The following is a 13,560-nucleotide window of genomic DNA, read 5'->3' as shown; positions in this document are numbered from 1 at the left end:
GGGTGCATTGTGTATAATATGAATAGGGTTGAGGATCTGTCGGTTTTTCGGCCTCTGGCCGGTGGCAGTTTCTTTAGCTTAGGAGGTGATCCAGCCGCAGATTCCCCTACGGCTACCTTGTTACGACTTAACCCCCCTTGCGAAATTCAGGTTCGAACACGGCACGATGTCCGTGCCCTCACCCATACCTCACTCGGGTGGTTTGACGGGCGGTGTGTGCAAGGAGCAGGGACGTATTCACCGCGCTATATTGAAACGCGATTACTACGGATTCCAGCTTCACGAGGGCGAGTTACAGCCCTCGATCCGAACTAGGGACGGGTTTGTGAGATTGCCAACCCCTTTCGGGGAAGGGACCCATTGTCCCGACCATTGTAGCCCGCGTGTAGCCCGGGAGATTCGGGGCATACTGACCTACCGTAGCCCGCACCTTCCTCTGATTTGACATCAGCGGTCCCCACAGTGTACCCATCGTTCCGGAGAACATGCTGGTAACAGTGGGCACGGGTCTCGCTCGTTGCCTGACTTAACAGGATGCTTCACAGTACGAACTGGCGACGGCCATGCACCTCCTCTCAGCGATTCAGGCAAAGTCTTTAGCTTGGCCCACATATTGCTGTCGCCCCCGGTGAGTTTTCCGGCGTTGAGTCCAATTAAACCGCAGGCTCCACCCGTTGTTGTGCTCCCCCGCCAATTCCTTTAAGTTTCAGCCTTGCGGCCGTACTTCCCAGGTGGCTCGCTTCACGGCTTCCCTACGGCACCATACACGGTCGCACCATGCATGACACCTAGCGAGCATCGTTTACGGCTGGGACTACCCGGGTATCTAATCCGGTTCGTGCCCCCAGCTTTCGTCCCTCACCGTCGAACCCGTTCTGGTAAGACGCCTTCGCCACAGGTGGTCCCACAGGGATTACAAGATTTCACTCCTACCCCTGTAGTACCTCTTACCTCTCCCGGTTCCAAGTCTAGCAGTATCCCCCGATAGCCTATCAGTTGAGCTGACAGATTTCCCGGAAGACTGACCAAACCGGCTACGGACCCTTTAGACCCAATAATAACGATCACCACTCGGGCCGCCGGTGTTACCGCGGCGGCTGGCACCGGTCTTGCCCGGCCCTTGCTAACACGTGCATTTTACGCACGTGGACAGCCAGCAAATGTTGCTGGCACTCGGTGTCCCCTTATCACGGTTTCCCGCATTGTAAAGTTTTCGCGCCTGCTGCGCCCCGTAGGGCCTGGATTCATGTCTCAGAATCCATCTCCGGGCTCTTGCTCTCACAACCCGTACCCGTCGTCGGCTAGCAGGTACATTACACCCGCTACTACCTGATAGGCCGCAGACCCATCCTCAGGCGGAGGACCTTTGACGCATAAAGCATTCCAGCACATATGCGTTATCCGGAATTATCCCCAGTTTCCCGGGGTTATGCCAGACCTGAGGGCAGGTTATCCACGTGTTACTGAGCAGTACGCCATGTTCACGAAGAACATTTGACTCGCATGGCTAAGGCAAACACCGATAGCAGTAACCTCTGGCAGGATCAACCAGAATTAATGTATCGCACACTTGTTCTAAAGAAATTGGTCGTAGAAACTGCACAAACAGCCAATTCAGCTATTTCCAGATTCTCGATAGTTTGTAAAAACCACCGACCAGAATTAACCGAACCGACAAATCCTCGTCAGACTGAAAAAAGCTTCAGTCTCCATTAAAAGATGATAGAGATATTGTATTCCACCACACATCAGATGTGTGAGGGATTCCTTACATATCCTTTTTGATATATAAAGGTTTTCATTGAACAATTTTCAACACATCGATTTCAGACAAAAAGAATCTTTTTGTCAACATCCATGAGTTTATTGTCCGCCTGATTCATTTGAATCAGGGAATACCAGAATATCACTTTTGATATATAAAGGTTTTGATCGAACAATTTTCAACACATCGATTTCAGACAAAAAGAATCTTTTTGTCGGCACCTATGAGTTTATTGTCCGCCTGATTCATTTGAATCAGGGAATACCAGAATATCACTTTTGATATATAAAGGTTTTGATCGAACAATTTTCAACATATAGAACTCAAACAAAATAAAGATATTTTGCCTGGATCTATTGATTACTGCTCGCCTGATCCTTTGTGACCAGGGAATTCTCTAAACGCACGACCCATATAAATAGTTGTTGCTGTAGCGCCATAACATATCACATATTTAACTTAAGTAGCCAGCCCTCAGCACCACAAATGTACATATCTAGCCACTAAGCCCCAACCAGGGCAAATATCAAATCAAATTCGGATACGGAGAAACCTAATCCAGCCCATGAATTGTACAAATGCATACACCAACCATAAGAAAAAACATGAGAAATGTAGAAATTATAGAAACAAGATTCAACGAATTATATAGATTCTGGCATAAATATATATTAAGAGAGATGTGTAATATTAGTAGAGATGTGCTAGCCCTCGTACCGAAGGAGAGTTTACCATTTAAGAGACACATGAACCATAACAACCCGAAAATTATATTTTCAGGACAAATATTTTCAGGACATTATACAACAAGCCTTTAATCAGCCTCAAATCAAATCCAGGTTTTCAAACTTCCAATCCAATTCCGTATTTTAATCTTAATAATCAGACTAATCAGACTAATCAGACTAATCAGACCTCCCTTAGCAAACCGAAATTAAAGCAGGAAACCTCCGAGTATTCGCCGAATTCCGGAAAACAATCCACCCAGGATTACAAGATTACCAGTAAAAACGGTGCTAATTGCCTTGCTTCCGGCTAACATTTAGGTGCTTGCGTGGGATTTATATATGGCATGTCCTAATTTATTAAAGGGGAATTAAAAGTCCCTTAGAGAGTTTGGGAAGAGTATGGATTTTAACATCTAATTCAGGTTTTCAATAGATGCATCTATCTAAAAAGGGGAAATTAGAGATTCGCATCTGATATTGATCCTTATTAGATATGTTTGACTTTTAAGCCATGTTTTGGCATCCATAGCACCCACAATAGAATCAGGGATTCAATTCTCCTCAATTGTTAAAATGGAGGTTAGATATTTGATAGACATAGATCCCGGAGCTATTCTGGTACGTTACAACGTAAAAATGGAAAAGGAAATGACACCCGAAGAGGCAGCAGCCGAGCTTTATCCAAAAGATGAATTCATCCGTTCGATTGCAGAGGCCATCTTTGAAGGTGAAGAAGACGACGTTGTAGAAGGTCTTAAAAAGGCAGTTGCCTCAGGCAAGGATCCGATCTCGCTCATCAATGGAGCCCTGATGCCCGGCATGGCGGTCGTCTCAAGGCTTTACGACGAAGGAGTCATCTTTCTGCCAAACGTCATGATGTCCGCTGACGCAATGCTGGAAGGTATCGAATACTGCAAAGAAAAAGCAGGAACAGCCCCGGAGGTCAAGGGCAAGATCATCTGCCATGTCGCAGAAGGGGATGTACATGACATTGGGAAGAACATTGTCGTCGCCCTCCTGAGAGCAAACGGGTATGATGTAGTAGACCTCGGAAGGGACGTGCCTGTCGATGAAGTTATCGATGCAGTGGACAAAGAGAGCCCCCTAATGCTTACAGGAACCGCTCTCATGACCACAACCATGTATGCCTTCAAGGAAATCAATGACAAACTCCTTGAGAAAGGATACCGGGTACCCTTCGCATGCGGCGGTGGTGCCGTGAACCAGGACTTCGTAGCCCAGTACGAACTCGGAGTCTATGGTGAAGAAGCATCCGATGCCCCGAAGATGGCAGACTTCATCAAGGAAAATGGGGACAACATCGTGAAGCTTAGGGAGAAATTCCATAAACACTGAGGAGGTGAAGTAGATGGCAGTAAACAGATACACTAAAATGGCATATGCAAGTGCGGATGACATGATCTTCGGAAAAGCCGTCAAGCCCGTAAAAGCTGGTTTGGGCCTGGAGATCGGTGCCGGATACACAACTCCTGAAGTCAACTATGCACCAAGACCGGAAGCAGGGGCATCCAGGGAGAAGCTTATCAAGGAATATGAAAAGATCACAACAGACACTATGGCAAGGATGGTCCAGATTGGAGCACCTGCCGTTGTCCTTGAAACCGAACACGTCCAGCAGATGACAAACAACCCGGAGTGGGGAGGCGCTGTGGCCCACGCCCAGAAAGCCATCATGGAAGACTACCACGACGAGTACGGGATCAAATGTGCCCTGAGACACACCCCGGGAGACGTCCGTGAAGAGCGTGACTTCCTGAAACTCAAGGACAAATACTCAGTCCTTATGGAATCCTTCGAGCAGTGCGCTGAGAACGGGGCAGACCTGCTTTCCGTCGAAAGCATGGGCGGAAAGGAAGTCTTCGACTACGCCATCCTGAGAAACGACATGGCTGGTGTCCTCTACGGTATTGGCTGCCTGGGCGCCATGGACATGGAATACGTCTGGCAGGGTGTTGCGGACATCGCCAAGAAGACCGGCACCGTTGCAGCAGGGGACACGGACTGTGCCCAGGCAAACACCGCAATGTTCATTGCAGGCGGACTTCTGGACAAGAACCTCGCCCACACCCTGGCAATCATCGCAAGGGCAATTTCAGCATCGAGATCCCTTGTTGCATACGAATGCGGCGCAACAGGCCCGGGTAAGGACTGCGGTTACGAGAACACAATCGTAAAAGCCATTTCAGGTGTCCCGATTGCCCAGGAAGGTAAGACCTCTACCTGTGCCCACTCTGACGTCATGGGGAACCTCGTCATGCAGTGCTGTGACCTCTGGTCCAACGAATCCGTGGAATACCATGGGGAATTCGGCGGTACTACCGTGCAGTGCTGGGGAGAATCCCTTGCATACGACTGTTCTCTCATGAACGTGGCCCTTGACTCAGGCAACGAAAAGACCCTCAGGGACATGTTCGTTGCTTCTGACATGTACAGAGACCCGCAGGGCTTTGTCCTTGCCTACCCACACGCCTACAGAGTAGGTGAAGCAATCGCAAAGGACGGAAAAGACATCTATCTCCGTGCCAAGAACGCCGCCGTGGAATGTATCAACATCATCGAAGAAGGCGCAAAAGGCAAACTCGAACTCTCCAGATTCGAAGCCAAAGCCCTTGCAGACGCAAAGGAAGCCTTTGAAGGAATGACCGATGACAAGGACAAGTTCATGAGCGACTGCCTTGATAAGTACAAGAAGGAAGTAAAGGTGTTCCTGCCCGAGAACTACGACCTCTGAATGAGGAAAGTTCTCTTCCTTCTCTTTTTTTTATTTTGTTTAAATTGCTTTCCTTCTTAGCTTTGCTCGTGCTTTCAATCATTTTAGTTCAATAACCCCCGGTTCAATAGCCCTGTTTTTAGAAATAAAACATCTGATAAATCAAACATTGCTGTGAATCAAAAAGATTGATGAATCGGGCGTATATGTTTAAAGTGGCCGCTAAACGCCTAAAAAAGCCTGAAAAAAATCTCAAAAAAGGAAAAAATAATCTGTTTTTCAGATAGTTGAATTTAAGGACAAAGTTCAGGCGTAATAATCGTCCCTGGCAACCACAAGAGCCTTGATGTTCTCCAGCGGGGTCATCGGGGCGATCCCGCAGCCCGGGGCGAGCACATCGATACCGTCATCCAAAGCCTGCCTGGATTCGGTCTTGATTTTATCAGCCGGGCCCGGCAGAAGGGTGAAAGGACTCGAGATGTTTCCGACAAGCCTTGTCCGGGTCCCGATGACTTCTTTTGCTTTCTTTACGCTGCCGATCTTTTCTTCCACGCTCAGGCCTTCAAAGCCGCAGTCAGCCATGTAGTCAAGGACAGGGTTCACGTTTCCGCAGATATGCAGGATGGTTGTGGAATTGACTGCTCCGGAGAATTTCTGCAGCCTGGGCATGAGAAAGTCCTTGAAAGAGTCAGGGCTCATCAGGTCAGGGGAAGCGACTGGGTCTGCAACGGAGATGACGTCTGCGCCTGCTTTAACCATTTCATTTGCATAGATTATTGCGGCTTCGGTTGCAAGATCAAGGACCTGTTCGAAGAGATCAGGTTTCTTGATGGACCATTTCATGAAGGACTTTACACTTGCCAGGTCGGAGGCAATGGTGATAGGGCCTTCCATACCGCCGATGATCGGGACATCAGGGCCGACCTTATCCCTGATAATTTTGATGGCTTCGAGCACTGCCGGAATCCTTCCTCTCTGCAGGAGGTCTTCGGGAATTGCTGCATCGTCCAGGCTCTTGGGGTACGGGTGCCCGGTAACAGAAGGCTGTCTGTTCTTCGTACCCATGTTGATCTCACAGCCCATGGCTTCCACAAGTACGGTCAGGCAGTAAGGGACCCTCACAGCCTCGAGCCCGCTTAGTTCATGATTTGCAATCGCCAGCTTTGCCATCAGCTCGGCGTCAGAGTGGGATTCCGGCCAGGGCGCCCCTACCTCATCCATAAGTTCCACGATCCCGGTCTGGGTAACGGAACAAACAGGTACTTTGTCAACCTCTTTACCTTCAAGGGCATTTAACAGCCTCTCTTTAAGTGTCAGGTCACTCATTCTTTATCCTCCCCATAATTTTGATTCCCTGGTTCAGGAATATGGGCTTTCTCCAATACGGGATTTCTCCACAGCCCACTTAACACAAATTTTACACCCAATGTATTATTTATTTACGATCTGTAATTTACCAGGTTCCTGCCTTGATTTTCAGATCAGACTTTTTTTCCTGCTCTGCCTCGAAATCCCCCAGAGACATGCCGGTTTTTAAGCTATCCGTGCAAGCAATATCGCCAGCAGGAAACTGAAATTTTACAGGTCAGGACTGGTTAGTATAATCTCTATTTTATGCTATATCATTGTTTGGTATATCGATATTAGGGGCACCGTTGTGCGGGGCACCATTAATCGGAATACCGTTGTATGGGACACTATTGTGCAGGGCACCGATGTTTGGGATACGAGAATAGTCGGAAAAACAGGAACTGATACACAAAACTTTTAAAAGATCAGGGAGAAAGAGAGCCGGAACATGCTTCCGATATCAGAAAGAATCGAAGTAATTGAAGGCGACATAGTAAAACTGGACGTGGAAGCCATCGTAAACGCAGCCAACCCCACCCTCCTCGGAGGCGGGGGAGTGGACGGGGCAATCCACAGAGCTGCAGGCCCGGAACTGCTGGAAGAGTGCAGGACCCTGAACGGCTGCCCGACAGGGGAAGCAAAGCTAACTAAAGGGTACCGGCTTCCCGCAAAATGGGTCATCCATACTGTGGGCCCTGTCTGGCACGGAGGCGGGAGGGGCGAGGACGAACTACTGGCATCCTGCTACCGGAAAAGCCTGAAACTGGCAAAGGAAACTTCCGTAAAGACCATCGCCTTCCCGGCCATAAGCACGGGAGCATACGGTTTTCCTGCTGACAGGGCTGCAAAGGTTGCGGTTTCCGAAATAAGGCATTTCCTCCGGGAAAACGAACTGCCAGAAAAAGTAACCCTGGTCTGCTTTAACAGGGAAGCCTGTCGGAACCTCCGAAGAGCCCTTGAAATGGAGCTTTGAAAAAATAATTTATATCCCTTATTATCTTTTTATATTTTATTTTATAAGGTATGGAGCTTGCAAAGATAAAGCCCCGGTCCCCCACAGGTGAGAAACTGAGAGAAAAACGGGACAAGGAGAAAGAATATCTCGGAAACAACCTGGAGGATTATTTATATAGTATGTTAGAAGAATAGTCCCAAATAAAAGTAAATAGTGACAAGAATTTGTGGGCAGAACAGTCAAACACGGAATAAAGGGAATAGGACACAGTCCTTCCGCGCTTTCCGTGTCTTCCGTGGTTATAATGTAAGTGTAAATATTTACGTTCGGGACTATAATCCACAAAATTACAGTTATAATCACAAAATTACAGCTATAATCATAAAATCACAATTACAAACTTGCAAAGAAACGATAAATTGCCGCAGTTATAAGCTGCAATAAAAAGTAGGTTGCAATAAAAAGTGCATAATACAGGACAGCGGAGAAGGAAAGCTCCACATCCCGAAAAGAGGGAAAGAAGAGATGTACTTAAGTCTTGAATTTGTGCTTTGCTTTTGAGTCTGCAGGAAATAAAAAATAAAAAAGGGATCGGAGGAATTATTATCAGTCAGGAAGAAGCCTTTCGAAAAGGCCTTGACCTTTTTAAACACAGAAGGTACGAAAAAGCTATCAACGTCTTCAACAAAATTTTGAACAAAGAGCCGCAGCACCCCGGGGCTCTTTTCAACAGGGGGCTCGCACTGCTGGAATCCGGAAAACCCGGAGAAGCCCTGAACTCCTTTGACGAAGTCCTGCAGCTTGATCCCGGAAATCCCGATGCCTGGCAGCAGAAAGGGCTTGCTTTAGCCGCCCTTAAAGAGTTTGATGCTGCCCTGGAAACCTACGAGCATGCCCTTGAAATCAAGCCGGAAAACCCGGAAGTCCTGTACCTGAAAGGGCTTGCCCTGGCAGAACTGGACCGGGACGGAGATGCCCTACTCTGCTTTGAGGAAGCCCTGGAAACGGAACCTGAATACGTCGATGCATGGTACGCCAGGGGCACGGTATCCGGACAGGCGGGACAATATGAAACCGCCCTGGAAAGTTTTGCCCGCGTGCTCTCAATCAACCCCAGACACAGCGAAGCCCTGTATTCCAGGGGACTGATTTTTGCACAACTTGAAGAATACGAAAAAGCGCTGGAAGCTTTCGATTCCCTTATCCGGGCAAACCCGAAGTATATGGATGCCAGGGAACAGAAATGCCTGGTTCTCGGGAAACTCGAGAGAAACGAAGAAGCCCTGGAATGCCTTGAATCCCTCCTGAAAAAGGCCCCGAACCACGAACCGGCCCTTTACAGCAAAGGAGTCCTCCTGAGTGAACTTTCCCGCTATGAAGAAGCCGAAAAAAGTTTCTCGAAATTACTGAAAATCAACCCCGAGCACAAAGACGCCTGGTTCAGGCAGGGGACGCTCCTGCTCCAGCTCCTCCGGTTCAACGAAGCCATTGATGCCTTTGGGGAAGCAATCAAGCTTGACCCCGGCTATTTCGAAGCCTGGAACCACAAGTGCTTTGCCCTCATGAAACTGGAGGTCTACGACGAAGCTCTCGAAGCCTTTGACTCCCTCCTGGAAATCTACCCGGAAATGGAGGAAATCTGGTACAACCGGGCTCTTGCCCTCGTGAAACTGCAGCGTCTCGAACCCGCCGCCGAATCCTTTGCCAAAGTAACCCGGCTGAACCCCGGATATAAGGACGCCTGGTTCCAGCAGGGGCGGCTGTTCGCAAAGACCGGGAAATATAAAGAGGCCCTGGCAGCCTTTGACAGGGTGCTCGAACTCGACCCGGAACATACCGAGGCCCGGAAGTTCAGGGGCACTGTGCTTGTGGCACTCGGCAACCTCGAGGAAGCCCAGGATTCCCTTTCGGAAAGCCTTGAAGAGGAACCTGAAAACTTCAACCTCTGGTTCCAGAAAGGCCTCCTCGGCCTTGACTCAGGGGAATTCGAAAAAGCCCTCGAAGCTTTTGAGAAAACCATTGAACTAAAACCGGAATCCGAAAGCTCCTGGCTGAACAAAGGTTTTGCTCTCTATTCCCTGGAACGCTATGAAGAAGCCCTGGAAGCTTTTGAAGAAGGGCTGCGGCAGAACCCATATCTTGAGAAAGGCTGGAACAAGAAAGGAATTGTCCTCGGAAAGCTCGGGGAAGAGGAAAAAGCCCTCGAAGCTTTTGACGAGGCCCTGAAACTCAGGCCCGATTATGAAGACGCCTGGAAAAACAAGGCCCTCATTTTGCTTTCGGCTGAAGAGTATGATAAAGCCGAAGCAGCCTTTTCCGAAGTCCTGAAGAGCAAACCTGAAGACACTTCTTCCCTTTACAACCGGGGAAAAGCCCTCCTCAAGCTCGAGAGAAAAGAAGCTGCTCTGGAATGTTTTGAAAAAGTCCTGGCCCTTGACCCCGATTACCCCGAACTTCAATACAACCTGGCCCTTGCTCAAATGGAACTGGGCAAGCATGAAAAAGCTCTGGAAACCTTTGAAAAGCTAGCTGCAAAGAATTCCCTTGACCCCGAGCTCCAGTTTAAGAAAGGCATGCTCTCAATGGAACTCGGAAAATTTGAAGAAGCCCTGGAAGCTTTCGAGCAAGTCCTTTCCCGGAAACCAGAGTCCATAGACGCCTGGTACAGGAAAGGGCTGGTGCTCCTGGAGCTCGAACGTTTCGAAGAAGCTATAAAAGCCTTTGACAGGGTGATTATCAGGGATTCCGATTATGAGGACGTCTGGACCTGCAAGGGGTTTGCCCAGATGAAACTGGGGAAATATACCCCTGCCCTTGAAACCTTCGAAAGCGTGCTCCGGGAAAAAACGGACTCGGAAAAAACCTGGCACTACAAGGGCCTGACCCTCCACAGGTTGCACAGGCCCAGGGAAGCTGCCTCTGCCTTTGAAACCGCGCTCCTCCTGAACCCGGAGAATCCGGAAGCCAGGGAGCACAGGGCATTTTGCCTCTTCGAAATCAAGCAGTACGAGGAAGCCCAGGAAGCCTTCGAGACATACCTTGAAAAGAACCCTGAAAACCTTTCCGCACTCTACCACAGGGCGCTTTCCCTGCTCCGCCTGGGGAAGCATGAAAAAGCTTCCGTGGCTTTTGCCGAACTCCTCGAACTTGACCCTGAAAACGAGGAGGCAAGGTTCAACCTGGGAGTCTCCAACTTCCAGCTGGGCCATTACGAAGAAGCCCTCTCTATTCTTGACAAAATAAAGGATGGGTCCCAGAAAGCCTCTTCTGCCCTCTACTGGAAAGGTCTTGTGTTTATCCGGCAGGAAGCTTACGATGCGGCCCTGGAAACTTTCTCCGAACTTATTGAACAGAACCCCTGGCTTGCGGAAGCCTGGTACTTCAGGGGCCTTGCCCTCAGCAGCCAGGAGCGGCACGAGGAAGCCGTAGGAGACTTCAACAGGGCCCTGGAAATAGACCCTGACTGCCACGATACCCCTTACCAGCTCGGGCTTGCCTGCTTTGCCCTGGAACGCTATGCAGCTGCAGCCGAAGCTTTCGGGGACGCCCTGGAAGCAGCTCCTGAAAATATCGATGCCCTTCACAGGAAGAACCTTGCCCTTCTCAAACTCGGAAAATATGATGAAGCAGCCGCAGGTTTCAGGGAAGTCCTGGCCGCCAACCCAACCAGCAAGGATGTCCTTGCCTCGCTTGGTTCGGCCTGCCTCAAAATAGGGGAATATGAAGAAGCCCTGGAAGCTTTTGACCGTTACCTCCAGCAGTACCCCGAAAGCGAAAAAGCCTGGTTCGAGAAAGGGCTTGCCCTGAAGGAACTCGGGAAACCGGAGGAGGCTGCAGCTGCCTTTGATTCGGCCCTGGAGCTTGTCCCGGGCTACCTGCCTGCCCTTGAACAGAAAGGGTACATCCACTTCGAACTGGGAGAATACGGGGAAGCGGCCGAGACCTTTACCACAGCACTGAAATCGGACCCGAAAAACGAAGACCTGGAATACGCCCGGGCTCTTGCCCTCTTCAGGCAGAGAAACTACAAAGCAGCCCTTCCTGCATTTAAAAGGCTCCGGGAAACCGGCACCACACCCAGGCCCGAACTCCCGTATTACCTCGGACTTATTTCCTTCGAACTGAAAGAGTACGAAAAAGCCCTGGAAGCTTTTGACGCCGTCCTTAAAGCCGGAGCCCACGAACCAGGAGTCCTGCAAAAGAAAGCCCTTGCCCTTTTCGAACTCGGCAGGACAGGAGAAGCTGTCTCGACCGTCAATGCCCTGCTCGCCCTTGCCCCCGAGAGATTCAAGGAAGCCGGAACCGGGGATGAGGCAGCTTACACGGAAATCCTGGAAAAGTTTGCCTCAGCCCTGGTAGAGCTCAGGCAGTATGAAAAAGCCCTGCTTGCCCTGGAAAAACTAATTGCCGCAAAACCTGACGCAACGGATGCAATTTACAGGAAGGGCTTCGTGCTTATGGAGCTTGGGAGGACTGAAGAAGCCCTGGAAACTTATTCCTGTCTCCTTGCGGCTAACCCCGGAATTGCAAAGGCCTGGTACAGGAAAGGACTTGCTCTCTTCTCCCTGGAACGTTACGGAGAAGCCGTGGAAGCTTTCGAGCAGGCGGTGTCCGAAACTGCGGAAGGCAGCCAGGACGTAAGCGACCGGGACCTGGAAGATGCCTGGACCAGGATAGGGCTTACCCAGCTCAAGCTGGAACACTATGAAGCCGCCCTGGAGACCTTCGGAGGGCTCCTTGCCAAAAACCCGAAAAATGCGGACATCTGGTACAGCAAGGGGCTTGCCCTCAGGGGGCTTGACCGGGAAGAGAAAGCTGTGGAAGCTTTCGTGAGAGCAACTGAACTCAAATCAGGGCTGGAAGCCGCCTGGCAGCAGAAAGGGCTTGCCCTGCTCGGGCTCAACAGGTACGAAGAAGCCCGCCAGGCTTTCAATTCCGCCCTGGTCCTGGACCAGGAAAACCCGGACGCCCTATACAGCCGGGCTGTTGCCAATTTCAAACTCCTGCACTTCAAGGAAGCTGCCAGGGACCTGGAACTTGTACTCCTTTTTGCCCCGGAATTCTCCGAGTTCACGGAAGCCTGCTACAGGCTCGGGATTGCCAGGATCGAGATAGAGGAATACGAAAAAGCCCTGCAGGCTTTCAACATGGCCCTCCAGCACGACCCCGCCCACAAAGAAGCCCTCTATCACAGGGCACTAGTGCTTTTCAACCTTGAGAAGTACGAAGAGGCGGCCGAAACTCTAGAGACCCTCCTGGAACTTTCCCCGGACGACCCGGAAGCCCTGAACTACCTGGGGCTCTGCTGGCTCGAGCTTGAAGAGTTCGAGGCGGCCCTGGAAACTTTTAAAAGGGTCACGGCAATCGACCCCCAGGACGAAGAAGCCCTCTATAACACAGCCACCACCCTGATCAAGCTCAACAGGGCAAAAGAAGCCCTGGGATACTTCGACCGTATCCTGGACATCTCCCCCGACAACCCGGACGCCCTGAACTACAGGGGAATTGCTTTTTGCAGGCTCGAGCGTTACAAGGAAGCCCTGAAATCCTTTGACCAGGTGCTCGAAAAAGACCCCGAAAACATCAAAGCACTCTACAACGTGGGCGTCGTCTGCTTCAAACTAAACATTTTCGAGACCGCAGCCAGAGCCTTCAGGGAAGCCCTTTCGATCAACCCCTGGCATGAACAGTCCCTGAAATACCTGGGGATCTCCCTTGCAAAGATGGAAGACTACGAAGAGGCCCTGAGAGCCTTTGACAAGCTGCTTAAAATAAACCCCCGCGACGTCCGGGCCATGAACTACCGGGGAGTAATCCTCGGGAAAATGGGAAAATACGAGGAAGCCATCAAGACCTTCAATGAAATCCTCCGCCTCTACCCCGACTTCGCCGATGCCCGGGAAAGGCTCGAGATCCTGAAAAGCCTAGAAAGAGACGAAGCGAACCACTGAAAACGAGAGTTTTAACTACTGAAAAGAACTTTTTACTGACAGTTCCTGTCAAAAAGCAGGAAACTGTCCCCTAACTTATT

General features: G+C 50.1%; 5 protein-coding genes and 1 rRNA gene. 4 read left to right on the top strand and 2 right to left on the bottom strand.

The window, feature by feature from the left end; all coding sequences use genetic code 11:
* Positions 1-80 precede the first annotated feature (80 nt).
* Positions 81-1,555, bottom strand: a 16S ribosomal RNA gene (locus tag ACSAZK_RS16230).
* Between the two features lie 1,511 nt (positions 1,556-3,066).
* Between ACSAZK_RS16230 and mtaC the strand changes: the two genes are divergently transcribed.
* Both mtaC and mtaB read left to right on the top strand, forming a co-directional pair.
* Positions 3,067-3,849, top strand: a complete 783-nt coding sequence (gene mtaC, locus ACSAZK_RS16225; protein ID WP_440955072.1) for a methanol--corrinoid protein MtaC — start codon at positions 3,067-3,069, stop codon at positions 3,847-3,849.
* Positions 3,850-3,862: 13 nt separating this feature from the next.
* Positions 3,863-5,245: a methanol--corrinoid protein co-methyltransferase MtaB gene (gene mtaB / locus ACSAZK_RS16220; protein ID WP_440955071.1), complete on the top strand. Its 1,383-nt coding sequence runs from the start codon at positions 3,863-3,865 to the stop codon at positions 5,243-5,245.
* A gap of 285 nt (positions 5,246-5,530) precedes the next feature.
* On the opposite strand, the gene mtaA is transcribed toward mtaB, so the two are convergent.
* Positions 5,531-6,550: a methylcobamide:CoM methyltransferase MtaA gene (gene mtaA, locus ACSAZK_RS16215; protein WP_440955070.1), complete on the bottom strand. Its 1,020-nt coding sequence runs from the start codon at positions 6,548-6,550 to the stop codon at positions 5,531-5,533.
* Between the two features lie 472 nt (positions 6,551-7,022).
* Between mtaA and ACSAZK_RS16210 the strand changes: the two genes are divergently transcribed.
* Positions 7,023-7,547, top strand: coding sequence for an O-acetyl-ADP-ribose deacetylase (locus tag ACSAZK_RS16210; protein ID WP_440955069.1), 525 nt, complete (start codon positions 7,023-7,025; stop codon positions 7,545-7,547).
* A 539-nt stretch (positions 7,548-8,086) separates the two neighbouring features.
* Positions 8,087-13,480 (top strand): tetratricopeptide repeat protein, encoded by a 5,394-nt coding sequence (locus ACSAZK_RS16205; protein WP_440955068.1) that lies wholly within the window; start codon positions 8,087-8,089, stop codon positions 13,478-13,480.
* Positions 13,481-13,560 lie beyond the last annotated feature (80 nt).

The sequence above is a fragment of the Methanosarcina sediminis genome (assembly GCF_052056915.1).
GTDB lineage: Archaea > Halobacteriota > Methanosarcinia > Methanosarcinales > Methanosarcinaceae > MTP4.
This window is presented reverse-complemented; position numbering and strand designations above follow the sequence as displayed.

Coding starts and splice junctions, on each gene's coding strand:
- mtaC (WP_440955072.1), top strand. CDS start 3,067: ATGGAGGTTAGATATTTGATAGACATAGATCCCGGAGCTATTCTGGTA.
- mtaB (WP_440955071.1), top strand. CDS start 3,863: ATGGCAGTAAACAGATACACTAAAATGGCATATGCAAGTGCGGATGAC.
- mtaA (WP_440955070.1), bottom strand. CDS start 6,550: ATGAGTGACCTGACACTTAAAGAGAGGCTGTTAAATGCCCTTGAAGGT.
- ACSAZK_RS16210 (WP_440955069.1), top strand. CDS start 7,023: ATGCTTCCGATATCAGAAAGAATCGAAGTAATTGAAGGCGACATAGTA.